Annotated in this window: 24 protein-coding genes; 14 read left to right on the forward strand and 10 right to left on the reverse strand. The window is 68.4% G+C overall.

Annotation, left to right across the window (positions count from 1 at the left end; genetic code table 11):
• Positions 1-88 precede the first annotated feature (88 nt).
• From mhpT to HAV22_RS01540, 4 genes are read right to left on the reverse strand one after another with little or no spacing between them, the layout of a single operon-like run.
• Positions 89-1,318: a 3-(3-hydroxy-phenyl)propionate transporter MhpT gene (gene mhpT, locus HAV22_RS01525; RefSeq protein WP_166855774.1), complete on the reverse strand. Its 1,230-nt coding sequence runs from the start codon at positions 1,316-1,318 to the stop codon at positions 89-91.
• Positions 1,319-1,378: 60 nt separating this feature from the next.
• Complete coding sequence (locus HAV22_RS01530; protein WP_229421033.1) at positions 1,379-3,241, reverse strand: feruloyl-CoA synthase; 1,863 nt, start codon at positions 3,239-3,241, stop codon at positions 1,379-1,381.
• Between the two features lie 19 nt (positions 3,242-3,260).
• Positions 3,261-4,724 (reverse strand): aldehyde dehydrogenase, encoded by a 1,464-nt coding sequence (locus HAV22_RS01535; RefSeq protein WP_166855778.1) that lies wholly within the window; start codon positions 4,722-4,724, stop codon positions 3,261-3,263.
• A 52-nt stretch (positions 4,725-4,776) separates the two neighbouring features.
• A complete protein-coding gene (locus HAV22_RS01540) occupies positions 4,777-5,610 on the reverse strand; it encodes a p-hydroxycinnamoyl CoA hydratase/lyase (RefSeq protein ID WP_166855780.1) in 834 nt (277 codons plus the stop codon).
• 92 nt (positions 5,611-5,702) lie between these two features.
• Between HAV22_RS01540 and HAV22_RS01545 the strand changes: the two genes are divergently transcribed.
• Positions 5,703-6,170 carry a MarR family winged helix-turn-helix transcriptional regulator gene (locus tag HAV22_RS01545; RefSeq protein ID WP_166855781.1) on the forward strand — a complete coding sequence of 156 codons (468 nt, stop codon included), beginning with the start codon at positions 5,703-5,705 and terminating at the stop codon, positions 6,168-6,170.
• Here the strand turns inward: HAV22_RS01545 and HAV22_RS01550 are convergent.
• Positions 6,165-6,929 (reverse strand): IclR family transcriptional regulator domain-containing protein, encoded by a 765-nt coding sequence (locus tag HAV22_RS01550; RefSeq protein WP_166855783.1) that lies wholly within the window; start codon positions 6,927-6,929, stop codon positions 6,165-6,167. The two genes, HAV22_RS01545 and HAV22_RS01550, sit on opposite strands and share 6 nt — an antisense overlap.
• Before the next feature lie 142 nt (positions 6,930-7,071).
• On the opposite strand from HAV22_RS01550, the gene pcaH reads away from it, so the two are divergent.
• From pcaH to pcaCD, 4 genes are all read left to right on the forward strand, one after another.
• Positions 7,072-7,764: a protocatechuate 3,4-dioxygenase subunit beta gene (gene pcaH, locus HAV22_RS01555; RefSeq protein ID WP_166855785.1), complete on the forward strand. Its 693-nt coding sequence runs from the start codon at positions 7,072-7,074 to the stop codon at positions 7,762-7,764.
• Positions 7,765-7,775: 11 nt separating this feature from the next.
• Positions 7,776-8,306, forward strand: a complete 531-nt coding sequence (locus tag HAV22_RS01560) for a peptidase associated/transthyretin-like domain-containing protein (protein ID WP_166855787.1) — start codon at positions 7,776-7,778, stop codon at positions 8,304-8,306.
• 104 nt (positions 8,307-8,410) lie between these two features.
• A complete protein-coding gene (pcaB, locus tag HAV22_RS01565) occupies positions 8,411-9,772 on the forward strand; it encodes a 3-carboxy-cis,cis-muconate cycloisomerase (protein ID WP_166855789.1) in 1,362 nt (453 codons plus the stop codon).
• Complete coding sequence (gene pcaCD, locus HAV22_RS01570; protein ID WP_166855791.1) at positions 9,769-11,031, forward strand: bifunctional 4-carboxymuconolactone decarboxylase/3-oxoadipate enol-lactonase PcaCD; 1,263 nt, start codon at positions 9,769-9,771, stop codon at positions 11,029-11,031. Before pcaB ends, pcaCD begins: the two co-directional genes overlap by 4 nt.
• Positions 11,032-11,057: 26 nt before the next feature.
• Here pcaCD and HAV22_RS01575 read toward each other — a convergent pair whose 3' ends face one another.
• Positions 11,058-11,972 (reverse strand): LysR family transcriptional regulator, encoded by a 915-nt coding sequence (locus tag HAV22_RS01575; protein ID WP_166855793.1) that lies wholly within the window; start codon positions 11,970-11,972, stop codon positions 11,058-11,060.
• Between the two features lie 102 nt (positions 11,973-12,074).
• On the opposite strand from HAV22_RS01575, the gene HAV22_RS01580 reads away from it, so the two are divergent.
• From HAV22_RS01580 to HAV22_RS01620, 9 genes are read left to right on the forward strand one after another with little or no spacing between them, the layout of a single operon-like run.
• Positions 12,075-13,184 (forward strand): muconate/chloromuconate family cycloisomerase, encoded by a 1,110-nt coding sequence (locus tag HAV22_RS01580; protein ID WP_166855795.1) that lies wholly within the window; start codon positions 12,075-12,077, stop codon positions 13,182-13,184.
• 10 nt (positions 13,185-13,194) lie between these two features.
• The gene (catC, locus tag HAV22_RS01585; RefSeq protein ID WP_166855797.1) at positions 13,195-13,485 is read left to right on the forward strand and encodes a muconolactone Delta-isomerase; all 291 of its coding nucleotides are present in this window, start codon (positions 13,195-13,197) and stop codon (positions 13,483-13,485) included.
• 27 nt (positions 13,486-13,512) lie between these two features.
• On the forward strand, positions 13,513-14,433 hold the full coding sequence (gene catA / locus HAV22_RS01590; RefSeq protein ID WP_166855799.1) for a catechol 1,2-dioxygenase: 921 nt from the start codon (positions 13,513-13,515) through the stop codon (positions 14,431-14,433).
• Between the two features lie 9 nt (positions 14,434-14,442).
• A complete protein-coding gene (gene benA, locus HAV22_RS01595; protein ID WP_166855801.1) occupies positions 14,443-15,825 on the forward strand; it encodes a benzoate 1,2-dioxygenase large subunit in 1,383 nt (460 codons plus the stop codon).
• Positions 15,826-15,830: 5 nt separating this feature from the next.
• Positions 15,831-16,319 carry a benzoate 1,2-dioxygenase small subunit gene (gene benB, locus HAV22_RS01600; protein WP_371869513.1) on the forward strand — a complete coding sequence of 163 codons (489 nt, stop codon included), beginning with the start codon at positions 15,831-15,833 and terminating at the stop codon, positions 16,317-16,319.
• A 21-nt stretch (positions 16,320-16,340) separates the two neighbouring features.
• On the forward strand, positions 16,341-17,372 hold the full coding sequence (gene benC, locus HAV22_RS01605) for a benzoate 1,2-dioxygenase electron transfer component BenC (protein ID WP_166855805.1): 1,032 nt from the start codon (positions 16,341-16,343) through the stop codon (positions 17,370-17,372).
• Positions 17,369-18,154, forward strand: a complete 786-nt coding sequence (locus HAV22_RS01610; RefSeq protein WP_166855807.1) for a 1,6-dihydroxycyclohexa-2,4-diene-1-carboxylate dehydrogenase — start codon at positions 17,369-17,371, stop codon at positions 18,152-18,154. The genes benC and HAV22_RS01610 overlap by 4 nt, the downstream gene beginning before the upstream one ends.
• A 10-nt stretch (positions 18,155-18,164) precedes the next feature.
• Positions 18,165-18,944 carry a 3-oxoadipate enol-lactonase gene (gene pcaD / locus HAV22_RS01615; RefSeq protein ID WP_166855809.1) on the forward strand — a complete coding sequence of 260 codons (780 nt, stop codon included), beginning with the start codon at positions 18,165-18,167 and terminating at the stop codon, positions 18,942-18,944.
• 58 nt (positions 18,945-19,002) lie between these two features.
• Positions 19,003-19,809: a methyl-accepting chemotaxis protein gene (locus tag HAV22_RS01620; RefSeq protein ID WP_166855811.1), complete on the forward strand. Its 807-nt coding sequence runs from the start codon at positions 19,003-19,005 to the stop codon at positions 19,807-19,809.
• A gap of 78 nt (positions 19,810-19,887) precedes the next feature.
• Here HAV22_RS01620 and HAV22_RS01625 read toward each other — a convergent pair whose 3' ends face one another.
• The 4 genes from HAV22_RS01625 to HAV22_RS01640 all read right to left on the reverse strand — a co-directional run bounded on the left by HAV22_RS01625 (position 19,888) and on the right by HAV22_RS01640 (position 24,421).
• On the reverse strand, positions 19,888-20,997 hold the full coding sequence (locus HAV22_RS01625) for a porin (protein WP_166855813.1): 1,110 nt from the start codon (positions 20,995-20,997) through the stop codon (positions 19,888-19,890).
• Positions 20,998-21,124: 127 nt separating this feature from the next.
• Positions 21,125-22,480: an MFS transporter gene (locus HAV22_RS01630; RefSeq protein ID WP_166855815.1), complete on the reverse strand. Its 1,356-nt coding sequence runs from the start codon at positions 22,478-22,480 to the stop codon at positions 21,125-21,127.
• An 18-nt stretch (positions 22,481-22,498) separates the two neighbouring features.
• Positions 22,499-23,776, reverse strand: a complete 1,278-nt coding sequence (locus HAV22_RS01635; RefSeq protein ID WP_166855816.1) for a benzoate/H(+) symporter BenE family transporter — start codon at positions 23,774-23,776, stop codon at positions 22,499-22,501.
• Between the two features lie 156 nt (positions 23,777-23,932).
• Complete coding sequence (locus HAV22_RS01640) at positions 23,933-24,421, reverse strand: MarR family winged helix-turn-helix transcriptional regulator (protein WP_166855818.1); 489 nt, start codon at positions 24,419-24,421, stop codon at positions 23,933-23,935.
• Between the last annotated feature and the right edge of the window lie 64 nt (positions 24,422-24,485).

Genomic DNA, 24,485 nt, shown 5'->3' on the forward strand with positions numbered 1-24,485 from the left:
TACTCCTGGTGAGAGTCGAAACGTCGGGACGAGCGCGTCCGGCACAGCCCATGTCTGGGCTGCGCACAACGGACGAATCAAGGGTGAATCAGTGCGTGCCGAGTGCCTGCGCGGCGCGCGCCGCCTCCGGGTCGGCCCGGCGCGACAGCTTCCACGCGCACAGCGACGCGATGACGAGGCCGGGGGCCGCCGACAGCATCACGCCCGCCGCGCCGGCACCGATCGCCAGCACCTGTCCGGCCACGAGCGGACCGGCGATGGCGCCGAGGCGGCCGATGGAGATCGACGCGCCCACGCCGGTGGCGCGGATCGGCGTCCCGTACAGCGCGGGAGCGCGGGCGTACAGCACGGCCTGGGCGCCGACGGCGCAGTAGCCGGCCGCGAACCCGGCGGCCATCGTCAGGCCGAAGCTGCCCGACAGGCCCAGGCCCGCCAGCGCCAGCAGCATGCCCGCATACGCGATCGCGACCGCCAGGCCCGCACGGTCGCGGTCCACGAGGCGCCCGCTCAGCACGGAGCCCGTCGCACCGCCGAGGTTGAAGAGGATTTGCACGACGCCGGCCTGCGGCCGCGTGTAGCCCTGCCCGATCAGCAGCGACGGCAGCCAGTTGAGCAGCATGTACAGGACGGTGAGGGTGAAGAAGCATGCGACCCACAGCAGCAGGGTCGAACCGAGGGCGCTGCCCGCGAACAGCGCGCCGAGGCGGCGGTCGGCCGGCGCGTGGGACGCGGCCTGGTGGCGGAAGCTGGCGGATTCCGTCAGCAGCACGACGAGGACCAGCGCGACGGCGATCGGCACGAGGCCGCCGACGTAGAAGATCGTGCGCCAGCCGGTCTCGAACTTGATCATGCCGATGACGGACGCGATGGCGCCGCCCAGCGGCACGCCGCAATACGTCAGGCTGACGGCCGTGCTGCGCATGGCGGGATCGGCCGCCTCGGACGTCAGCGCGATCAGCAGCGGCAGCGCCGCGCCGAGGCCGAGCCCCGTGAACACGCGCGCCGCCAGCAGGCTGTCGAAATCCCACGCATGGGCGGTGGCGAACGAGAAAACGCCGAACAGCAGCACGGCGCCGACGAGCACGCGCTTGCGCCCGATGCGGTCCGCCAGCCAGCCGCCCACGAAGGCGCCCGGCAGCAGGCCGACGAGGCCCACGCTGAATACCCAGCCCATCATCGCGGGCGCCAGTTTGAATTCCGCGCCGATGCCCGGCGCGGCGATGCCGGTCGACTGCAGGTCCAGCCCTTCCAGTAATGCGGTGATAAAACAAAGCGCGATCGTCGCCGCACCGCGCGGCAGATTGCCTCGGTGTGTCATGGTATGTCTCCTCTAAAGCGATTTTTTCGTTGTGATGTTCGCTGATGGATCTCCGGGTCGTCAGGTCGTCGTGCGCGTCCCTCCCCCGTCGGCGCGGACGGCCAGCTCCGCGCGGTCCGCATACAGGTCGTCGACCAGCGCCGCGCGCCGGGCCAGCACGGCCGCCTGGTTGATCGAGCCCTTGTCGGTCACCTCGCGATGATCGATCGACGGTGGCTCGGCCAGCGGCAGCAGGCGTTCGATGCGCATCGAGGAACCGCTCGCACCCGCGTTCAGGCTGTCCAGCAGCCGCGCGAACATGGCCCGTACCGGCGGACTGGCCAGCACTTGCGCGGCATCCGCGTCGGCCGGCATGTCCGCCAGCGCGCGGCAGTGTTCCATGCGCGGGTACACGAGCAGGCCGACGGACGCGCGGTTCAGGCCCGTCACCACGGCGTCCGTCACGTACGGCGCACCCTGGCTGATGACGCGTGCCCGCAGCGGCCCGACGCTGACGAACGTGCCGGTCGACAGCTTGAAGTCTTCCGCGATGCGGCCATCGAACACGAACCCGAGTTCGGGCCGCGCCGCGTCGTAGAAGCGCAGCGCATCGCCGGTGCGGTAATAGCCTTCGTCGTCGAACGCATCCGCCGTCAGGTCCGGCGCGCGCCAGTAGCCCGGCATCACGTGCGGGCCGGCGAAGCGGGCTTCGAACTTGTCGCCCACCGGCACCAGCTTCGCCCGGCAGCCGGGCGCCGGGACGCCGACGTAGCCCGCCTGCACCACATCGCCCGTGCCGAACGTGCACGACGGCGACGTCTCCGTCATGCCGAGGCCCGTCATGATGCGGATCGATTCGCCGCAGTGCGCGAGCGCGGCGGCGTCGAGCCGGTCCCACGCGGCCTGGGACAGGCCCGCGCCCGCGCACAGGAACAGTTTTACGCGCGAGAAGAAGCTCGCGCGCAGGCCGGCGTCGCGTTCCAGCGCGTCCGTCAGCATCTCGAAACCCTTCGGGACGTTGAAGTAGACGGTGGGCGCGATCTCGCGCAGGTTGTCCAGCGTCTGCCCGAATTCCTTCGGCGTCGGCTTGCCGTCGTCCAGATACAGCGTGCCGCCGTTGTACAGCGCGATGCCGACGTTGTGGCTGCCCCCGAAGCAGTGATTCCACGGCAGCCAGTCGACCAGCACGGGCGGCGCTTCCGCGAAAAAGGGAAAGGTCTGCAGCAGCATCTGCTGGTTGGCGACCAGCATGCCGTGCGTCGTGACGACCGCCTTCGGCTTCTTCGTCGAGCCCGACGTGAACAGGAATTTCAGGATCGTGTCGGGGCCGACGGCGTCGTTGACCGCATCCACGTCGCGCACGGGCGTGTCGAGCAGGCTGCCGAAACCGGTCCCGGCACGCCCGGCGTAGTCGCCGCCGCCCACGATCAGTTCCGCGTCGGGCGGCAGCACCGCGTTCAGCGCGGGGGCAAATGCGCCGGCATCCGCGACGTAGACGGCGCCGGGCGTCAGCTGCCCGATCAGGTCGCGCAGCTTGCCGTAATCGGTGGCGACGAGCGAGTACGCGGGCGAGATCGGCGCGAACGGGATGCCCGCGTACGCGGCGCCCAGCGCCAGCTGGTAGTGTTCCAGATCGTTGCCGGACAGGATCGCGAGCGGCCGTTCGGCCGACAGGCCCCGGTCCAGCAGCGCCTGGCCGATGTGGCGCGCCCGGCGCAGCATGTCGGCATAGCCGATGCGGATCCACTGGCCGTCCGGACCGCGCCGGGCGGCGAGCGTGCGGTCCGGATGCGCAGCCGCGCCGCTCGCCAGGCGGTCCGTCCAGCGGCGCGGCACCGGGTCGAGCGGCGTGACGGCGTCGACGCGCCAGGCGTCGCCGTCGCGCCACGCGCGGACCTCGGGATTCCCGAGAAGGACGGGCCGTTGCCGTCCTGCCGGTTGCATGTGATGCATGCCGGTCTCCTCAGATCGGGTAGTGGCGCGGACCGGTCTGCACGGTGATCCAGCGCAGGTCCGTGAATTCCGCGATGGCCGCCTTGCCGCCGAAGCGCCCGTAGCCGCTGCCCTTCACGCCGCCGAACGGCATCTGCGCCTCGTCGTGCACGGTCGGGCCGTTGATATGGCAGATGCCCGATTCGATGCGCCGGGCGACGGCCATGGCGCGGCCGATATCCCGCGAGAACACGGCCGCGGACAGGCCGTACTCGCTGTCGTTGGCGAGGCGGATCGCTTCCTCGTCCGTGTCGAAGCGCAGCACCGAGACGATCGGGCCGAACGATTCTTCCTGGTAGACGCGCATGGCGGGCGTGACGCCGTCCACGATCGCCGGTTGCAGCACATTGCCTTCCAGGCCGCCCGTCTGGATGACGGTGGCGCCCCGCTCGCGCGCGTCCGCCAGCATGGCATCCACGCGGCGCGCGGCGGCCGGGTCGATCATGCCGGCCAGCGGCGCGTCGGCGTGTCCGGCGCGCAGGGTTGCCGTCTTCGCGGCCAGCTTGTCGATGAACGCGTCCGCGATCTTGCCGTCGACGATGATGCGGTCCGCCGACATGCAGATCTGGCCCTGGTTGAAGAACGCGCTGAACGCCGCGGCATCGACGGCCGCATCGAGGTCGGCGTCGTCCAGCACGACGACTGGGTTCTTCCCGCCCAGCTCCAGCAGCACGGGTTTCAGATGCTCGGCGGCCAGCTTCGCGATGATGCGTCCCACGCGCGTGGACCCCGTGAAGTTAATTCGGCGCACGGCCGGGTGCGCGATCAGGCGCTCCACGACCCGCGCTGCATCGTCCGGCGCGTTCGAGATGAAATTGACGACACCGGGAGGGAAGCCGGCGTCGGCGAACGCCTGCGCGATCAGCCGGTGCACGGCCGGGCACAGCTCGGATGCCTTGAGGATCACCGTATTGCCGCACGCGAGGGGCATGGCGACGGCGCGCGTGCCGAGGATGACGGGTGCGTTCCACGGCGCGATGCCGACGACGACGCCGCACGGCTGGCGCACGCCCAGCGCCAGCGAGCCCGGGACGTCGGACGGAATGACTTCGCCGGCGATCTGGGTCGTCATCGACGCCGCTTCGCGCAGCATGTTGGCGGCGAGCGTCACGTTGAACTGGTACCAGACGGGCGCGCCACCCGCCTCGCGGACGGCGGCATCGACGATGCGGGGACGCAGCGCTTCCAGGGCATCTGCCGCGCCGAGCAGCAAGGCGCGGCGGGCGCCCGGCGGCATGGCGGACCACGCCGGAAAGGCGGCGCGTGCGGCGGCGACGGCCGCATCGACGTCGTCGAGGGTGGCGGCGGCGGCGCGCGTGGCGACCGCGCCGGTGGCGGGAGCAGCGCCGCCAGTGGCGGGGTTGCACCGTTCAAACGTAGCGCCGTTGGATGCCGGGCGGGCCTGCCCGGCGATCAGCAGATCGGTGTCGAACATCAGAGGTCTCCTTTGTTGTCTCTGATTGAAAATGCTGGGGGCTGGTCGCGTCTTATGCGCGCTTGTAGCTCTGCAGGCCCGGCTTGATCGTCTTATCGTCCAGGAACTGCTTCAGGCCTTCCTTGCGGCCCTTTTCGGGGTCGCGGTAATTGGACTGGTCGGTCTTCGCGTACAGGTAATCCTCGTTCTGGTCCCACGTCAGTTCGCGGCAGCGCTTGAAGCCCTGCTTCGCGTAGCGCAGCACGACCGGGTTCTTTTCCAGCAGATTCTGCGCCAGTTTCGTCACCTCTTCACGCAGTTGCGCCTTCGGCACCGCCTTGTTGACGAGGCCCATCTCCGCGGCCTGCGCGCCCGTGAACGTCTCGCCCGTCATGATGTAGTACAGCGCCTGGCGGTGGCCCATCGTGTCGGCGACGGCCTTGCTCACCAGGTTGCCCGGCGGGATACCCCAGTTGACTTCCGACAGGCCGAACACGGCATCCTCGGCGGCGATGGCGAGGTCGCAGGCGACGAGCGGCGAGAACGCGCCGCCGAAGCACCAGCCGTTCACCATCGCGATCGTCGCCTTGCTGTACATGCGCAGCAGCTTCCATTGCCACTGCGAGCAGTCGCGGCGGATGCGCTCCTGCGTGATCTCGGGCTTGCCGTCGGTCTCGCGGAAGTACTCCTTCAGGTCCATGCCGGCGGTCCAGGCGTCGCCGGCGCCCGTCAGCACGATCACCTCGGCGTCGTCGTCCAGCTCCAGCGTTTCCAGCACGTCGATCATCTCGCGGTTCAGCGTGGGGCTCATCGCGTTGCGCTTTTCCGGACGGTTCAGGGTGATCCACCCGATGCGGTTCTCGACGTCGACCTTCACGGTCTCCCAACGGCCTTCGTATTTGGACATACAATGTCTCCTGGTGTGTGTGGAAGTTATCAGGTAGCCTGATATGCGACTTATACTAGACCTGCCTGCGCGCTTTGACAAGAAAAATTTTGATGCCCTCGAAAAAACCCATCGCGGCCGCTGCGGCCGACAGCAAGCCCACCGGCCTGGCCTACATCGTGGGCCGGCTCGACCACGTCCTCAACAAGCGCCTGCGCGACGGCCTTGCGCCGCTGGGCATGACGGTGCCCCACTACACGGCGCTCTCCGTGTTCCGCGTGCTCGGCACGCTGTCCAACGCCCAGCTGGCGGAGCGCACGATGATGTCGCCGCAATCGGCGAACGAGATGGTGAAGGCGATGGAAGCGAAGCGATGGATCGCGCGCACGCCCGATCCGGACCACGGCCGCATCATCCGCATCAGCCTGACGGACGACGGCGAGGCCGTGCTTGCACGCTGCGACGCGGTGGTGAAGCAGGTCGAGGACACCATGTTCCCGGACGTGAACGACGAGGAGCGCGCATGGCTGCACGCCCAGTTGCGCGGCGCCGTGAAGGCGCTGAATCTCGCCGGCCTATAACAGCGCGTTCAGTTCGACCTGGTACTTGATGAGGGTCGGCAGGCAGCGCTCGACCATCTGTTCCACGCTCATGCGGCCCGCGTGCACGCTGATGTTCATCGCGGCCACGACGTCGCCGCGGAAGTTCTTGACGGGCACCGCGATCGTGCGCAGGCCCAGTTCCAGTTCCTGGTCGACGACGGCATAGCCCCGCTCGCGGGCGCGCGCGATCTCCTCGCCGAGCCGGACGCGGTCGACGATCGTGTGCGACGTGATGGGCTCCGGCGTCGCGCGCGCGAGGAAGCGCTCGGCCTCCTCCTGCGGCAGGCTCGCGAGCAGCATGCGCCCGTTCGCCGTGCAGTACGCGGGCACGCGCGTGCCCGGCTGCAGCGTGGCCGAGATGAGCTGGCCCGCGCTGACGGCCGCCACGCACACGAGATCGTCATGGTCCAGCACCCCGACGGACGCCGCCTCGCCCAGCGCGTACGCGAGCCGGTACAGCAGCGGCTGCGCGATGCGCGGCAGCCGCGCCGAGTGCAGGTACGACTGGCCGAGGCGCAGGATCTTGGGCGTCAGGGTGAACTGCTTGTTCTCGTGGCGCATGTAGCCGAGCGCCGTCAACGTCAGCAGATAGCGCCGCGCGGCCGCGCGCGTGAGGCCCGTGCGCTCGGCCACTTCGGCAATCGTCAGGCGCGACCGCTCCTGGTCGAACGCCTCGATCACTTGCAGCCCCTTGTCGAGGCCCGCGACCATGTCGCGCTTGGCGGGTTCCTGGTCCATCGTACAGAAATGTGTGAATTTGTGCGAGTATCGCACAAAGCGTGCGAATAGCGGAAATCGGGCGACACGGCTATCTTGTCGCCGCCGGGCCGTTTTCCTACGATGGATCGGCTCGCACAACCTTCCGACATCAGGAGACAACGTGAAATTCGACGACGTGCAACCCGGCGTGTGGCCGGAGCTCATCTACCCCGCTTATCAATCGACCGTGAAGCGCGGCCCGCTGCAGCCGGCGCTGCGCATCGAGGCGCCGGCCCCCGTCAGCCGCAACATCGATCCCGCCCCCCGCATCCTGCTGCCGCACGACACGGACCTGACCCGGCGCGGCGAGAAGGCCCCGCTGGGCGAAAAGATCGTCGTGACGGGCCGCGTCGTCGACGAAGACGGCAAGCCGGTGCGCAATTCGCTGATCGAAGTGTGGCAGGCCAACTCCGCGGGCCGCTACTGGCACCAGCGCGACAACCACGACGCCCCGCTCGACCCGAACTTCTTCGGCTTCGGCAAGATGATGACGGACGACGACGGCCGCTACCGCTTCGTCTCGATCAAGCCGGGCCCGTACCCGTGGAAGAACCACGACAAGGCATGGCGCCCCGCGCACATCCACTTCTCGCTGTTCGGGAACGTGTACGCGCAGCGCCTCGTCACGCAGATGTACTTCCCGAACGACCCGTTGTTCGCTTACGACCCGATCTTCAACAGCGTCCCCGACGAAGCGGCGCGCCAGCGGCTGGTCTCGCGCTTCTCGCTCGAGCACACGGTCGGCGACGAGATGCTGGGCTACGAATTCGACATCGTCCTGCGCGGCCGCGCTGCCACGCCGTTCGGACTCTGAAAGGAACAGACATGAGCAACATCACGACTTCGCAAACGATCGGCCCGTTCTCGCACGAAGGCTGGCAGTGGGCGGTGGACTTCTGCGCCGCCGGGCGCCTTGAGACGAGCGCGCCGACCATCGTCCTGCACGGCGTCCTGTACGACGGCGACGGCAAGCCGATCGACGATGCGCAGATCGAAGCGTGGCTGCCGGAGGCCGCGAACGTGGAAGCGGCGCGGGAGATCCCGGGCTTCCGCCGCACGCCGACGGGCAAGGCGGGCGAATTCAGCCTGCGCTTGTCGGTACCGCCGCGTCCCGCCGGCTTCCCCGCGGGCGAACCCGCGGCCTACGTGACCGTGTTCGCGCGCGGGCTGACGAAGCACCAGTTCACCGCCGTGTTCCTCGAGGACGATGCGACGCTCGCGGAATCGGCTATCCTGGCGCAGGTGCCGGCCGACCGGCGCGTTACCCTCATCGCGCGCAAGGAGGATGACGGCACGTACCGTTGGGATATCTGGATGCAGACCGACAAAGAGACCGTTTTCTTCGATTACGTCTGACGGTTGCGGCGTGCATGGTGGGCACGGGGTGCCCACCCGACGATTGCACGTACACGTAGGGTGGGCACCCCGTGCCCACCATTTGCACAACACGAGGAGACAACTTGGCCGTATCGCTGTTTGACACCCTGTTGAGCACCCCGGACATGATCGCCGCGTTCGACGACGCGGCGCTCGTCCAGGCCATGCTCGACTTCGAAGCGGCGCTGGCCACGGCGCAGGCCGACGAAGGCCTGCTGCCTCGCGCCGCCGCGCGGGCCATCGCGGCGGCGTGCCGCGCCGACCGTTTCGACATACCCGCCCTCGTCATGGCCGGCCGCCGCTCCGGTACGCTGGCCGTGCCGCTCGTGAAGGAACTCACGCGCCTCGTGGCCGAGACAGACGAGGAGGCATCCACGCTCGTCCACTGGGGCAGCACGAGCCAGGACGTGCAGGACAGCGCGATGGTGCTCGTCACGCGCACCGCGCTGCGCCTGCTCGACGCCGACCTCGCCACCTTGTGCGGCCACCTGCTGACGCTGGGCGAAGCCCACCTGGCCACGCCCGTGCTGGCGCGCACCTTGCTGCAGCCCGCGCAGGTGACGGGCTTCGGCTTCAAGGTCGCCGGCTGGCTCGCGCCGCTCGTGCGCGCCCGCGCGCGCCTGCGCGAGGCGGCGGCAAGCGCCCTGCAGCTGCAACTGGGCGGCGCCGTCGGCACGCTCGCGGTGATGGGAGAACGCGGCCCCGCCGTCGCGCAACGCGTCGCGCAGGCGCTGGATCTGAAGACACCGGCCGTCAGCTGGCACACGCAGCGCGACGAATGGGTGCGACTCGGCCTGGAAGTCGCGCTGCTGACCGGCAGTCTCGGCAAGATCGCGGCGGACCTCGCGCTGATGGCGCAGGGCGAAGTGGGCGAACTGGCGGAACCGTCCGGCGGCGGCCGCGGCGGCTCGTCGGCGATGCCGCACAAGCGCAACCCCGTGTCGTCGATGATCGCGCTGTCCGCCGCCACCCGCACGCCGCAGCATGCCGCGACCTTGCTCGCCGCGATGGGCCAGCAGCACGAGCGGGGCCTCGGCAACTGGCAGGCGGAGCTGGCCGAATGGCCCACCTTGTTCCTGTCCGCCCACGGCGCACTGCGGGCGCTGAACGATGCCTTCGCTGGCCTGACGGTCGACGCGGTCCGCATGCGCGCCAACATCGATGCGTTGCAAGGCCTCGTCGCGGCGGAAGCGCTGTCGATCTGGGTCGCGGGCGCCATCGGCCGTCCCGCCGCGCACGCCGCGGTCGAGAAGATGACGCAGGCGGCCGTCGCGCAAGGCCGTCACCTGCGCGACGTGGCCCGCGACACGATCGGCGCCGATCCCGCGCTGGCGTCGCTGGACATCGGCCGGCTGGACGTCCTTTTCGACCCTGTCGCCGCCACCGAACCCGCCCAACGCCTCGCGCACGAACGCCTGGCCGCACTCAAGAAAGACATTGCATGAGCTTCGATCCCCTCGACCACGACCTCCTGCGCGGCCTCGACCAGCGCCGCGCCGTCCTCGGTGACGCCTGGGTCGAACGTTCGCTCGCGAACGCCAACACCTTCACCGCCGATTTCCAGAATTTCATCACGCGCTATGCGTGGCACGACATCTGGAACCGTCCTGGCCTGGAACGCAAGACCCGCCGCACGATCGTCCTCGCCATCACCATCGCCCTGGGCCGCTGGGAAGAATACGAACTGCACGTGCGCGCCGCGCTGCTGGGCGATGCCGACAGCAGGTTGACGCCGGACGAATTGAAGGAAGTGCTGATGCAATCCGCGATCTACGCGGGCGTGCCGGCCGCGAACACGGCGTTCGCGCACGCCGCGGCGATCCTGCGCGAGGTCGGACCGCAGATCGGCTACACGCTCGAGCCGGCGTCGCCGCTCGCCAGCGCGCACCCGGGCGTGGGCCGCGCAGGCCGCACGGCCAGCCTTCCCGCCCTGCACTACAGCGTGCGCGACCCGAGAAGCGGCAAGCGCCCGCGCCACACGGTCGTGCTGAGCCACGCGCTGGGCTGCGACCTGACGATGTGGGACGCGCTGGCCAACCTGCTGGCCACCGACTGCCGCGTGATCGCCTACGACCACCGCGGCCACGGCAGTTCCGATGCGCCCGAAGGTCCGTACGCGATGGCCGACCTGGCAGACGACGCGGCCCGTTTGCTGCGCGAGCTGGATACCGGTCCGGTCGTGTGGATTGGCCTGTCGATGGGGGGCATGGTGGGCCAGGAGCTGGCGCTGCGTCACCCGGCGCTCGTCGGCGCGCTCGTGCTGGCGCATACGACGTCGGGCTATCCGGAGGCGGCGCGCGACGCCTGGCGCCAGCGCATCGTCACCGTGCGCGAACACGGGATCGAGGCGATCGCGGACGCCGTGATGGGCCGTTACTTCCACGAAGGTTTCCGTGCTGCGCACCCGGCCACCGTTGCCCGTTTCCGCCAGCGCCTCGTCACGACGGACGTGCAAGGCTACGTGGGCTGCTGCGCGGCCGTCGGCGGCGTCGACACGACGGCGCGCCTCGGGCAGATCGCCGCGCCCACGCTCGTGCTGGCTGGTGAGCTTGACCAGGGCACGCCCGTCGAGATGGCGGCCACGCTGGCGGACGGGATTCGCGATGCGCGCCTGCAGGTGCTGGCCGAGGCATCGCACCTCGGCGCGATCGAACGGCCGCAGGCGTTCGCGCAGGCGATCGAGACGTTCGTCGCCGCGTTGTAAAGTGCTACCGGCGCGCCAGGGAGGCCTTACAGCGTCTCCTTGACGTACGGGATGCCCATGTCGTCGTAGACCGAATACACGGCGGCCAGCATGTTCTGCAGTTCGGGCGAACGGTCCATGTGGCGCACGCTGAACAGGATGGGCGAAAACGCGTGCTTGTCCTCGAGCGCCCGGTAGACGACGTGCCGGTGGTGCATGCCCTGCACGCTTTCCGGCACGATGGCGATACCCTGGCCGGCCGCCACGAGCCCCATCGCGATCTGCAGCTCGCGCACTTCCGTCACATGATCCGGCGTCAGGTTGGCCTCGTTGAACGCGGCCAGCACCTGGTCGGCAAAGCTCGGGCGCGGCGCCTTCGGATACACCAATAGCGGCTCGTTGATCAGTTCCATCAACCGCACGCTCCCCTCCCGTTCGGCCAGGCGGTGGCCCGGCCACACCGCCACGACCATCCGCTCCTCGCGCAGCAGGATGCGGCGGATGCTGGGGTCCTCGCTCTTCAGGCGGCCGAAGCCGACGTCGATCGTCCCTTCCTTCAATGCCTTCAACTGCTCGATCGTCGTCATCTCGTGCAGCGTCACCTCGACTTCCGAATGGCGCTCGCGGTAGCGCCGGATGATGTCCGGCAACAGGCCGTACAGCGTCGAGGCCACGAAACCGACCGACAGCGTGCGTTCCAGCTTGCCCACCCGCTGGGTCATGGTCTTCAGATCGCGCACCTGGTCGAGCAGCGGGCGGGCATGGGCCAGGAAGAACTGGCCGGCCTCGGTGAGCCGCAACGGCCGCGAGCCTTTTTCGATCAATTCCACGCCCAGCGTCTCTTCCAGCTGCTGCATCTGGCGGCTCAACGGCGGCTGCGCGATGTGCAGGCGTTCCGCCGCCCGTGTGAAATTCCGCTCTTCCGCCACGGCGACGAAGTAACGCAGGTGTCGCAATTCCATCTTCATACCTCCCAGGTATCGACTTGATACCAAAACGGTGTTGGACGCCCATAGTTTCGGGGAATATCGTGTCATCACCTGAACGCATTATATGCAAAAAATATGATCCAACATATCGAAACCTTCCTGCTCGACGTCCCGACGGTCCGGCCGCACAAGCTCTCCGTCGCCACGATGAACGTGCAGACCCTGGTCCTGGTGCGGGTGCGGTGCGCCGACGGCATCGCGGGATGGGGCGAGGCGACCACGATCGGTGGCCTCAACTATGGCGAGGAAAGCCCGGAAAGCGTCAAGGTCAACATCGACACCCATATCGCCCCGCTGCTGATCGGCATGGAGGCGAGCCAGCCGGCGAAGGCGATGGCCAAGATCCGGAAGATCATCCAGGGCAACCGCTTCGCCAAGTGCGCCCTCGAGACCGCGCTGCTGGACGCCCAGGCGCGCCGCCTGAACGTGCCGCTGTCGGAACTGCTGGGCGGCCGCGTGCGCGACACGCTGCCGGTGGCGTGGACGCTGGCCAGCGGCGACACGGCCAAGGACATCGCCGAGGCCGAACACATGCTCGACATCCGCCGCCACCGCATCTTCAAGCTGAAGATCGGCCTGCGCAGCGTCGACGACGACGTCAACCACGTGCTGGCGATCAAGCGCGCGCTGGGCGACCGCGCCAGCGTGCGCGTGGACGTGAACCAGGCCTGGCGCGAATCGGATGCGGTGCGCGGCATCGCCCGGCTGGAAGCGGGCGGCATCGACCTGATCGAACAGCCGGTGAAAGCCCACAGCACCGCCGCGCTGGCCCGCCTGAAGCGCCGCTTCGACGTCGCGATCATGGCCGACGAGGCGCTGCACGGCCCGGACGACGCCATGGCGCTGGCCCGCATCGACGCCGCCGGCGTGTACGCCGTCAAGATCGCGCAGTCCGGCGGCCTGATGCCGGCCCTCGAGGTCGCGACGATCGCGCAGCGTGCCGGCATCGGCCTGTACGGCGGCACGATGCTCGAGGGCGGCATCGGCACCGCGGCCACCGCCCACGTCTGCGCCACCTTCGCCGATCTGGCGTGGGATACGGAATTGTTCGGCCCCCTGCTGCTGACGCAGGAAGTGCTGCGCGAGCCGCTCGTGTACCGCGACTTCGAGCTGCAGGTGCCGACCGGTCCCGGCCTGGGCGTCGAGATCGACACGGACAAGCTGCGCGACCTGCAGCGCAAATGAGGAGACCACCATGCTTTTTCACGTGCGAATGAACGTCAACCTGCCTCAGTCGATGCCGCCCGAGCAGGCCGCCCAGCTGAAGCAGACCGAAAAGGACCTCGCCCAGCGCCTGCAGGGCGAAGGCAAGTGGCGCCACCTGTGGCGCATCGCCGGGCAGTACGCCAACGTCAGCGTCTTCGACGTGGCGAGCGCCGACGAGCTGCACACGCTGCTGACGTCACTGCCGCTGTTCCCCTACATGCAGATCGACGTGATGCCGCTGTGCCGCCATCCGTCCTCGGTCCGCGACGACGATTATTGAACCCATCACCAACACGAAGGAGACAACATGAACCACCAAGACATCGACACGCTGGCCAGGAACTGGGTCGTGGATGCGGCCGACCGTCCCGCCAACCCGCGCGTGCAGCAGGTCGTCGTGCGCCTGCTGGCCGACCTGTGCAAGGCGATCGAAGACCTCGACATCACGCCTACCGAATTCTGGCATGGCGTGTCGTACATGGCGGCCGCCGGCGCCGCGAACGAACTGGGCCTGCTGGCAGCGGGCCTCGGCCTGGAGCGCTTCCTCGACATCCGCGCCGACGAAGCCGAGCAGAAAGCCGGCCTCGAAGGCGGCACGCCGCGCACCATCGAAGGTCCGCTGTACGTGGCCGGCGCACCGGAAAGCGTGGGCTTCGCCCGCCTGGACGACGGCAGCGAAGCGGACAAGGGCGAAGTGCTGTTCATGCAGGGCACCGTGTTCGACCAGGACGGCAAGCCGCTGCCCGGCGCGAAGGTCGAAGTCTGGCACGCCAACCTGCTCGGCAACTACTCGTTCTTCGACCAGACGCAGTCGCATTTCAACCTGCGCCGCACCATCGTCACGGATGCGAACGGGCGCTACCAGTTCCGCAGCATCCTCCCGTCGGGCTACGGCTGCCCGCCGGACGGCACGACGCAGCAGCTGCTCGACCTGCTGGGCCGCCACGGCCAGCGCCCGGCGCACATCCACTTCTTCGTCAGTGCCGAGGGCCACCGCAAGCTGACCACGCAGATCAACATCGACGGCGACGAATACCTGTGGGACGACTTCGCATTCGCCAGCCGCGAAGGCCTGGTGCCGCCGGTCGTTCGCATCGACGATCCGAAGCAGCTCGACGCCAAGCAACTGAGCAAGCCTTTCGCCTCGATCGACTTCGATTTCCATATGTACCGCGCGACCGAAGCGGCGCCGAGCGCCGAAGTCGACCGTCCGCGCGCCGCTGCCTGAGGAACCGCCATGATCCCTATCGTTCCCGTCAACGCCTTCAAGCCGAAGCGCCTGGACGACTTTTTGGTCGAGGACGCGGCCACGGGCGACCACCGCCTGCACCGCAGTGCCTTCACGGACGAAGCCCTGTTCGAACTCGAGATGAAGCACATCTTCGAGGGCAACTGGATCTACCTCGCGCACGAAAGCCAGGTCGCCAACGTCAACGACTATTACACGACGCACATCGGCCGCCAGCCGGTGTTCATCGCGCGCAACAAGAACGGTGAACTGAACGCGTTCATCAACGCGTGCAGCCACCGCGGCGCGCAGCTGTGCCGCCACAAGCGCGGCAACAAGTCGACGTACACCTGCCCGTTCCACGGCTGGACCTTCAACAACAGCGGCAAGCTGCTGAAGGTGAAGGACCCCGAGGGTGCGGGCTACCCGGAGTGCTTCAACAAGGAAGGCTCGCACGACCTGAAAAAACTGGCGCGCTTCGGCAGCTACAAGGGCTTCCTGTTCGGCAGCCTGAATCCGGACGTGCCGCCGCTGGAAGAATTCCTGGGCGAGGCCGGCAAGATCATCGACCTGATCGCGAACCAGTCGCCGGAAGGCCTGGAAGTGCTGCGCGGTTCCTCGACCTACACGTTCGAGGGCAACTGGAAGCTGCAGGCCGAGAACGGCGCGGACGGCTATCACGTGAGCGCCGTGCACTGGAATTACGCGGCCACCACCAATCACCGCAAGGAGGAGCAGGCCCGGCGCGAAGACAAGATCCGCGCAATGGACGCCGGTAACTGGGGGCGCCAGGGCGGCGGCTTCTACGCCTTCGAGCACGGCCACATGCTGCTGTGGACGCAGTGGGCGAATCCGGAAGACCGTCCGAACTACCCGCGCCACGGCGAATACGCCGAGAAGTACGGCAAGCCGGCCGCCGACTGGATGGTGGGCCGCTCGCGCAACCTGTGCCTGTATCCGAACGTCTACCTGATGGACCAGTTCGGGTCCCAGATCCGCGTGCTGCGCCCGCTCGCCGTGAACAAGACCGAAGTGACGATCTACTGCATCGCACCGAAGGGCGAGTCGGCCGAAGCGCGTTCGCGCCGCATCCGCCAGTACGAGGACTTCTTCAACGTCAGCGGCATGGCGACGCCGGACGACCTGGAAGAATTCCGCGCCTGCCAGGAAGGCTATAACGGCGCGGCCATGGAGTGGAACGACATGTGCCGCGGTGCGGCGCACTGGATCAAGGGTCCCGACGAGGCGGCGAAGGAAATCGGCCTGCAACCGGTGATGAGCGGCGTGCGCACCGAGGACGAAGGCCTGTACACGATCCAGCACCGCTACTGGCTGGACGTGATGAAGCAAGCGATAGCGACCGAAGCGGCGGCCAAAGGAGAAGCGCAATGAGCGGCATGCCAACCACCATCCAGGACATCCAGGCATTCCTGTACCGCGAAGCGCGCCTGCTCGACGACGAGCAGTGGGACGACTGGCTCGAGTGCTACGACCGGGACGCGCGCTTCTGGATGCCGTCCTGGGACGACGACGGCAGGCTGGTCGACGACCCGGAACGCGAGATCTCGCTGATCTACTACCCGAGCCGCCAGGGCCTGGAAGACCGGATCTTCCGCATCAAGACCGAGCGTTCGAGCGCGACGATGCCGGATACCCGCACGAGCCACAACATCGCCAACGTGGAACTCGAAAGTGTCGACGGCGCGGTGGTCACGGTGCGCTTCAACTGGCACACGCTGAGCCACCGTTACCACACGAATTACAGCCATTTCGGCATGTCGCGCTACGTGATCGACTGTTCCGGGACGGCGCCGAGGATCCTGGACAAGTACGTCGTCCTGAAAAACGACTACATCAGCCAGGTCATCGACATCTATCACATTTGAATCAGTCAGCAGGAGCCGGTCATGAGCCATACGATCGCACTGCAGTTCGAAGACGGCGTCACGCGCTTCATCAGCTGCAACCCCAACGAAAAACTGTCCGACGCGGCCTACCGCCAGAAGGTCAACATTCCCCTGGACTGCCGTGACGGCGCCTGCGGCACCTGCCGCGGCCTGTGCGAGTCCGGCACGTACGACATGCCGCCCGACAGCTACATCGAGGACGCGCTCGAGGAAAAGGATGCGCAAGCCGGCCATGTGCTGGCCTGCCAGATGCGCCCGACCTCGGACTGCGTCGTGCGCATCCCGGCGACGTCGGCCGCATGCAAGACGGGCGTCGGCGACTTCCCCGGCAAGGTCGCCGCGGTGGATCAGCTCTCGCCGTCGACGATCCGCTTCTCGATCACCCTCGACAAGCCGGACGAGCTGGACTTCCTGCCCGGCCAGTACGTCAACGTCAGGGTGCCCGGGACGGACCAGACCCGTTCATACTCCTTCAGCTCCGCGCCCGGCGCAACCCAGGCCAGCTTCGTCGTGCGCAACGTGCCCAATGGGTTGATGAGCACCTGGCTCACGGACAGCGCGCAGCCGGGAGACGCGATCTCGTTCGCGGGGCCATACGGCAGCTTCTACCTGCGCGCCGTCCAGCGCCCCGTGCTGATGCTGGCGGGCGGTACGGGCATCGCACCCTTCCTGGCGATGCTGGACACGCTGGCGGCCAAGGGCTTCACGCACCCGGTGCGGCTCGTGTATGCCGTCACCAACGACCACGACCTGGTGGAACTCGACCATCTCGACCGCATCGCGCAAGCGCATCCTCGGTTCGAGTACGTGACCACGGTGGCGCACGGGGCGAGCAGCCATCCGCGCAAGGGCTATGCCACGGCCCACGTCGAGCCGGACTGGATGAATGGCGGCGACGTCGACGTCTACCTGTGCGGCCCCGTGCCCATGGTGGAAGCCGTGCGCGGCTGGCTGGAGGCCACCGGCGTCCAGCCAGCGAGCTTCCTCTTCGAAAAGTTCTCGGCGACCAGCACGGCCGGAGGTGCCGCATGATCCATCCGGACCGCTTCAAGGACCAGGTCATGGTCGTCACCGGCGCGGCCCAGGGCATCGGGCGCGGCGTCGCGCTGGCGGCGGCCGCGGAAGGCGCGCAGCTGGTGCTGGCCGACCGCTCGCCGCTCGTGCACGAGACGGCGCAGGAGGCCCTCGCGCTCGGCGCACAGGTGGTCGTGGCCGAAGTCGATCTCGAGACCTGGGCCGGCGCCCGCGCGCTGGCCGAACGCGCCATCGACGACTACGGCCGCATCGATGTCCTCGTCAACAACGTGGGCGGCACCATCTGGGCCAAGCCCTACGAGGAATACGAGGAGTCGCAGATCGAGGCCGAGATCCGCCGTTCGCTGTTCCCGACCTTGTGGTGCTGCCGCGCCGTGCTGCCGGCCATGATCGCCCGGCACGCCGGGGCCATCGTCAACGTCTCGTCCGTGGCCACGCGCGGCATCTACCGCGTGCCCTATTCGGCGGCCAAGGGCGGCGTCAACGCGCTGACCGCGAGCCTGGCCTTCGAACATGCGCAGGACGGCATCCGCGTCAACGCCGTCGCCACCGGCGGCACGGAAGCCCCGCCGCGCAAGGTGCCGCGCAATCCCGAGCCGTTGAGCGAACAGGAACAGGTCTGGTACCAGGGCATCGTCGACCAGACCGCGGCCTCCAGCCACATGCACCGCTACGGCACCATCGCCGAGCAGGTGGCCGCGATCCTGTTCCTCGCGTCGACCGAAGCGTCGTACATCACCGGGACCGTGCTGCCGGTGGCCGGCGGCGACCAGGGCTGAGGAAACCACGATGCCATTCGTTCGCCTCAATGACGTGAATCTCCACTACCGCAGCGATGGCGATCCGGCGCATCCATGTGTCGTGCTGTCGAATTCCCTCGGGACCGACCTCTCGATGTGGGATGCCCAGGCCGCCGAGCTATCCCGGCACTTCCGCGTGCTGCGCTACGACACCCGCGGCCATGGGCGATCGGAACGCGGCGCCGCGCCGCTCACGCTCGAGACGCTCGGGCGCGACGTCGTCGGCCTGCTCGATGCGCTGGCAATCCCCTGTGCACATTTCTGCGGCATCTCGATGGGCGGGATGATCGGCCAGTGGCTGGGCATCCACGTGCCGCAGCGTCTGGGCAAGCTGGTGCTGGCCAATACGGCGGCCCGCATCGGCACGGCCGAAGGCTGGACGAGCCGCGCCGACCTGGTGCGGCGTGACGGGATGGACGGCGTGGCCGACGGCGCCGCCGCGCGCTGGTTCACGCGGGCCTTCAGCGCGCGCTCGCCCCGGCTCGTCGGGGCGATGATCGGCCGGCTGCGCGAACAGGACCCGCAAGGCTATGCGGCATGCTGCGATGCGCTGGCGCTGGCGGACCTGCGCGACGGCATCATCGCCATCCGCTGCCCGACGCTGGTCATCGCCGGCCGCGCCGATCCCGTGACGACCGTCGCGGATGGGCGCCGGCTGGTCGAGGCAATCACCGACGCCACCCTGGCCGAAGTGGATGCATCGCATATCTCGAACATCGAAGCGGAACACCCCTTCTCCGAGCACCTGCGGCGCTTCCTCGCCGCTTGACCCCACCGGGCGCCCTCGCGGCGCCCTTTTTACATTTCACGACTCCTTCGGACGGTTCATGAAACTGCCTACATCGACTTTGTTCACGCTCGCACGCCGCACGACCCGCCCACGTGCGGCCGCCATTGCCGCGATCCCGTTCCACCCCGCGCCGGCCGAGCACGCGGCGCCCACGCCTACGCGCACACCGGTCGAGGACATCCTCGCGCAGACCCTGCTCCGCTGCGACATCCACCTCGACGCATTGCAGGCGTCGATCGGGGACGCGGTCGCGCAGATGGAACGGGCCGGCGCGATTGCCGCCCGCTCCGGCGAAGCGATCGCTCGCGGCAGCGATGCCGTGCGCGACACGGTCGCATCGATCACCAGGGTCGCCGACTACCTGGAACGCACGTTCGCGAGTTCCCAGGCGCTGGCGACGCAGGCGGCGACCATCGGCAGCATCGTCGAGACCATCCAGAACCTCGCCAGGCAGACGAATCTGCTGGCCATCAACGCCGCCATCGAAGCGGCGCGCGCCGGGACCAGCGGCCGGGGCTTTGCCGTCATCGCCTCGGAAGTCCGCGAGCTGGCGGAGCGTTCCCGTACCGCCGGCCAGCAGATCGGCAACATCGCGGCGCAGCTGAGAGACGCATCCACGTCCGCCATCGACGAAACATGCGGGACGCTGGCCCAGGCGTGCGACGGCGCCCGCAAGGCCGACAGCGCATTGCGGGCGATGGACGAGATCGTGGCCGGCGCGGGCCAGCGTGTCCGGATCGTCCGGCAGGTCGTCGGCGCGCTGCAGGAACAGGAGACTCTCGCGATGCAGCTGCGGGACGATATCGCGGGGCTGCGCGAACCGGCACGGGTAAGCGCCGACTGAACGACGAAAGGGCGGCGGCCGGACGGCCCGTGCCGCCCAACCGCCGCCCTCGACGTGCATGCCGTTGCCGGCGCCGCGTCAGAACGCGTGCCGCAGGCCCGCCATCACGCCGTTCTGTGCCTTGCCGGCGGCCGTGGTGCCGCCCGCGTCCAGCGCGACCGCGGCCGCGCCGCGGTTGTCCATGCGGCCCGCGCCGGCGTAGACGGCGCTGCGCTTGGACAGCGCATACGTCAGGCGCGCCACCGCCATATTGGTGTCGTCGGCCGACCCCTTGGCGTTCTTGCGGGCGACCTGCGCATCCAGGGTCAGCATGCCGGCAACGGGCACGCTGACGCCCACGAAATACAGGTCCGACTCGACGACACCGGTCGCGGCCGCGGTCTTGCGGTCGATGACGCCGGCTCCGATCTTCGCTTTGCCGAGCATGACATAACCGTTGACGGTGGCGCGGCGGTCGAAGTTGGCGCTGCTCGTCAATCCGCCCGCGGCGCCCGCATTCCCGAACATCTTGTCGTAGGTCGCGGTGACGCCGTAGGCTTGCGCGTCATATCCCAGCAGTGCCGTGTACTGGCGGCAGGCCCTGGCGTTGCCGGGCACTTCCCCTGCGCAGCCGGTCGCGGACGGGCCGCCCGCTGCGGAACCGTCGCGGCCGAAGCTCCACGTGGCGCCGACGGTCCAGCGGTCGAACGTGCCGACGTAACCGATCGCATTGTCGCTGCGCGCATTGGGCAGGTAGAGGTCGATGCTGTTGATCGAAAACAGATTCGGCCCGAGCACGTCGCTCTTGGCCGTCGCCAGGTACGTCATGTTGAGGATGCGGCCCAACTGCAGCATGCCCCATGTGCCGCGCAGGCCCACCCAGGCCTGGCGGCCGAAGATGCGTCCGCCCTGCCCGAGCGTACCGACGTCCGGATTGAAGCCGCTTTCCAGGGTGAAGACTGCCGTGAGGCCCCCGCCCAGGTCTTCCGTGCCGCGAAAGCCGATACGCGACGGCAGGCTGCCGGCCAGCGACGGCATTTTGGTGACCGAATGGCCCGCCGCGTCGGCGTTGTCCAGGTGCGCCAGTGCGGCATCGATCAGGCCATAGACCGTGACCTGGCTCTGCGCCTGTGCGCTGCCGGCGCCGGATGCCGCCACGAGGGCGATCGCGATTGCCGTGCCGCGCACACTGTGTACTGCCTTGTTCATGCATGTCTCCTGTTGGTTTCTATCGTTTTAGTGGGTGTTGCAGGTACAGCGCTGCCCCGGGCATGGCCGCGCGGGCCGCCCGTGGCAACCGCCGCCGTTTCCGGCGGGCGAGGAAGCGAACGGAGGATCAGGCTTCGGAAGGATCGGCCAGCGCGGCCTTGCCGATGGCCTGGCCGGCGGATGCCGACTTGCCGTGGCTGATGAGGGAAACGGATACGGCCGCGATGACGGCCGGGATGGCGATCGCCATGAAGTTCTGCTGCAGCGGCAGGGCCATGCCGACGAGGGTGCCGATCACGATCGGCGCGAGGATCGCACCGCTACGGCCGACGCCGGACGCCCAGCCGATGCCGGTGGAACGGATCGCCGTGGGGTAGAACTGGCCGGCATACGCATAGGTGACGATCTGCGTGCCGATGGTCGCCGCGCCCGCCAGGCCGACCAGCACGAACAGCACGGGCGTCGGCACCGGGTAGCCGAGCAGCGTGATGGAGACGGCGGCCAGCGCATACATGCCGACGAGGACGTGCTTGATGTGGAAGCGGTCGGCCAGCCAGCCGCCACCGACGGCCCCGATCACGGCGCCGAAGTTCAGCACCAGCACGAAGGTCAGCGCGGAACCGAGGCTGTAGCCGGCACCCGCCATCAATTTGGCAAGCCAGGAGCTCAGCGCATACACCATGAACAGGCACATGAAGAACGCGACCCAGAACATGATGGTCGAGAAGCCGCGGCCGTCCTGGAACAGCCGGCCGATCGGCGCGCCGTCGGCCCGGTCCGCGCTCGGCACCTCGAAGCGGTCGCCCTGCTGCGCGCGGTAGCCGGGCTCCATGCGCGCGAGGGTGCGCTGGAGCTCGGCCAGGCGGTTCTTCTTGACGAGGAAGGGCATCGATTCCGGCAGGCTGTTCAGGATGAATGGAATCAGGACGATCGGTGCGGCCGCCGCGAGGAAGACCGATTGCCAGCCATGGTCCGCGATGAGACCCTTGCCCAGCACGGCCGCCAGCATGCCGCCCACCGCGTAGCCGCTGAACATCAGGGTCACCATCGTGGCGCGGATCTTCTTCGGCGAATATTCCGTCATCTGGGCGACGACGTTCGGCATGACGCCGCCGATGCCGAGTCCCGCGAGGAAGCGGTTCACGCTGAACATGTACGGGTCGCCGCTCATGCCCGCCGCCGCCGTGAACACGCTGAACAGGGCGAGGCAGATGACGATGGCGAGGCGGCGGCCGATCCGGTCCGCGATCGTGCCGAGGAAGATCGCACCGAACATCATGCCGAACAGCGCGGAACTGACCATGAAGCCGGCGTTCTGCGCGGTGACGCCCATCTCCTTCATGATCGACGGCAGCGCGATCCCGGCCACGGCGAGGTCGTAGCCGTCGCAGATGATGATGAGGGCGCACCACGTCAGGATGCCGGCGTGGAAGCCGTTGAACCTGGCCTCGTCGGCCAGCTTGTGGATGTCGATGTGTCGCATGGGGTTGTCTCCTTGTCGTTATGGTTTGTGGTGCTTGCGGGTGGATGCGGGGCCGTGCAGGATGCGGCTGGCCGCGAGGCCGATGACGATGCCCCAGAAGGCGACGCCCAGGCCGAGGAAGGTCATGCCGGACGCCGTGGCCAGGAAGGTGATGACGGACGCTTCGCGGTGGTCGTCGGCCGCCATCACGCCGCTCAGGTTCGCCGTGATGGCACCCAGCAGCGCCAGGCCGGCGAGACAGACGATCAATTCCCTGGGCAGCGCCGCGAAGAGCATGACGATCGACCCGCCGCACAGGCCGGCCAGCAGGTAGAACACGCCGTTCGCGATGCCCGCGACGTAGCGCCTGCGCGGGTCGTGGTGTGCATCGGGGCCGGTGCACATGGCGGCCGTGATGGCGGCGATGGCGATGGTGATGCCGCCTGTGCACGCGACGGCAAGCGACACGACGCTGCTGGTCACGATGACCGGACGTACCGGCGTGTCGTAGCCGGACGTCCGCAGCACCGCCATGCCCGGCAGGTACTGGCCCGTCAGCGTGACCAGCACGAGCGGCAGCGCGAGACCGAACGTGGCGCTCCAGCTCCAGGCCGGCGCAATGAACCGGGGCACGACGAATTCGACGCGCACGGCGGAAAAATGCGTGGCGCCCGCCAGCCACGCGATCAGCGCGCCCGCCGCCATCAGCAGCACGACGCTGTAGCGCGGCAGCAGGCGCTTGAAGACCAGGTACGCCGCGATCATCCCGAACGCCAGCACGGGCAGCGAGCCCGCGGTCTTGAAAGCGTTCATCCCGAACGGGACGAGGATGCCTGCCATCATGCCGCTGGCGATCCCCTTCGGCACGTGCGCCATCACGCGTTCCAGCGATCCGGACAGGCCGATCAGCAGAAGGATGACGGCGGCGGTCAGATAGGCGCCGACGGCCTCGTTCAGCGACAAGGCGGGGAACAGCGTGATCAGCAGAGCCGTGCCGGGCGCCGACCAGGCCGTGATGACGGGTGTGCGCAAGCGCCAGCTGAGGAAGATGCCGGCGCCGGCGGCGCCCAGCGAGATGCTCCAGACCCAGGATGCGAACATGGTGTTCGACACATGCGCCACCTGCGCCGCCTGGTAGAAGATGGCGAGCGGACCCGCAAACGAGACGAGTACCGCGAGGAATCCGGCCGCGGCCGCGGTCAGGGACCAGTCCGACCAGCCACCCTGCCCGCGTGTGCCCGCCGCCTGACCGGCGCCGGCCGCAGCCTGCGCGTCCGCGCGCGTCTCGACGGGATGTCGCTCGCCACTTGCCTGCATCTTGTCTCCACTCGTTATCGTTGTCCGGCGCGGCCGGCCTGCGGCGGTCGCCGCTCGATTGCAGAGTAGATAAGACGCGCGACGGCGTCCAACACCGATTTGGTATCTCGTCAATACCTGGCGGGTATGGGACCGGCAGGGGCCGCCAGGACCCGGCTAGGCGTCCCCGCTACCCGGACGGGCCAGCGGCACGCGGCTCTGCGCGTTGTTGCCGTCCACGAGCTTGGTCAGCAGGGCCATGAACGTGCGCCGTTCGGCGGGAGCCAGGGGCGCCAGCAGGCGGTCGCGCAGACGCTGGGCCCCCGCTTCCAGGTCCGCCAGCAGCCGCGCGCCGGCCGGCGTGATCGTCAGCGCGCGCTGGCGCCGGTTATGGGGAATCACCTGCCTCTCGAGCAGTCCCTTTTCCTCGAGGCGCACGCAGACCGTGGCACCGGTCGACGTGTCGATCGCGGCGAGGCCCGCGAGCGAGACCTGGTCGATGCCCGGGTGCTCTGCAAGACGGCTCAGGATCGCATACTGCACGGGCGTCAGTTCGGAGCCCAGTTCGTCATAGAACAGCGCCACCGAAATCTGCTGGGCGCGGCGCAGCAGGTGCCCGGGATGCTGGTGGAGGTCGAGATGCTCGGGGATGGGTGTGGTGCTCATGGGCGCGGCGTGATGTGTGAAACCGCAGTTTACTTCTTCACGCAAAAGGATGATACTTCCTCCA

This window comes from Telluria antibiotica, assembly GCF_011682055.1.
Lineage (GTDB): Bacteria > Pseudomonadota > Gammaproteobacteria > Burkholderiales > Burkholderiaceae_D > Telluria > Telluria antibiotica.

Bases quoted from the DNA above. Each gene is read 5' to 3' on its own strand.
- mhpT (WP_166855774.1), bottom strand. From the start codon at position 1,318: ATGACACACCGAGGCAATCTGCCGCGCGGTGCGGCGACGATCGCGCTT.
- HAV22_RS01530 (WP_229421033.1), bottom strand. From the start codon at position 3,241: ATGCAACCGGCAGGACGGCAACGGCCCGTCCTTCTCGGGAATCCCGAG.
- HAV22_RS01535 (WP_166855778.1), bottom strand. From the start codon at position 4,724: ATGTTCGACACCGATCTGCTGATCGCCGGGCAGGCCCGCCCGGCATCC.
- HAV22_RS01540 (WP_166855780.1), bottom strand. From the start codon at position 5,610: ATGTCCAAATACGAAGGCCGTTGGGAGACCGTGAAGGTCGACGTCGAG.
- HAV22_RS01545 (WP_166855781.1), top strand. From the start codon at position 5,703: ATGCCCTCGAAAAAACCCATCGCGGCCGCTGCGGCCGACAGCAAGCCC.
- HAV22_RS01550 (WP_166855783.1), bottom strand. From the start codon at position 6,929: ATGGACCAGGAACCCGCCAAGCGCGACATGGTCGCGGGCCTCGACAAG.
- HAV22_RS01560 (WP_166855787.1), top strand. From the start codon at position 7,776: ATGAGCAACATCACGACTTCGCAAACGATCGGCCCGTTCTCGCACGAA.
- pcaCD (WP_166855791.1), top strand. From the start codon at position 9,769: ATGAGCTTCGATCCCCTCGACCACGACCTCCTGCGCGGCCTCGACCAG.
- HAV22_RS01575 (WP_166855793.1), bottom strand. From the start codon at position 11,972: ATGGAATTGCGACACCTGCGTTACTTCGTCGCCGTGGCGGAAGAGCGG.
- HAV22_RS01580 (WP_166855795.1), top strand. From the start codon at position 12,075: ATGATCCAACATATCGAAACCTTCCTGCTCGACGTCCCGACGGTCCGG.
- catC (WP_166855797.1), top strand. From the start codon at position 13,195: ATGCTTTTTCACGTGCGAATGAACGTCAACCTGCCTCAGTCGATGCCG.
- catA (WP_166855799.1), top strand. From the start codon at position 13,513: ATGAACCACCAAGACATCGACACGCTGGCCAGGAACTGGGTCGTGGAT.
- benA (WP_166855801.1), top strand. From the start codon at position 14,443: ATGATCCCTATCGTTCCCGTCAACGCCTTCAAGCCGAAGCGCCTGGAC.
- benB (WP_371869513.1), top strand. From the start codon at position 15,831: ATGCCAACCACCATCCAGGACATCCAGGCATTCCTGTACCGCGAAGCG.
- benC (WP_166855805.1), top strand. From the start codon at position 16,341: ATGAGCCATACGATCGCACTGCAGTTCGAAGACGGCGTCACGCGCTTC.
- HAV22_RS01610 (WP_166855807.1), top strand. From the start codon at position 17,369: ATGATCCATCCGGACCGCTTCAAGGACCAGGTCATGGTCGTCACCGGC.
- pcaD (WP_166855809.1), top strand. From the start codon at position 18,165: ATGCCATTCGTTCGCCTCAATGACGTGAATCTCCACTACCGCAGCGAT.
- HAV22_RS01620 (WP_166855811.1), top strand. From the start codon at position 19,003: ATGAAACTGCCTACATCGACTTTGTTCACGCTCGCACGCCGCACGACC.
- HAV22_RS01625 (WP_166855813.1), bottom strand. From the start codon at position 20,997: ATGAACAAGGCAGTACACAGTGTGCGCGGCACGGCAATCGCGATCGCC.
- HAV22_RS01630 (WP_166855815.1), bottom strand. From the start codon at position 22,480: ATGCGACACATCGACATCCACAAGCTGGCCGACGAGGCCAGGTTCAAC.
- HAV22_RS01635 (WP_166855816.1), bottom strand. From the start codon at position 23,776: ATGCAGGCAAGTGGCGAGCGACATCCCGTCGAGACGCGCGCGGACGCG.
- HAV22_RS01640 (WP_166855818.1), bottom strand. From the start codon at position 24,421: ATGAGCACCACACCCATCCCCGAGCATCTCGACCTCCACCAGCATCCC.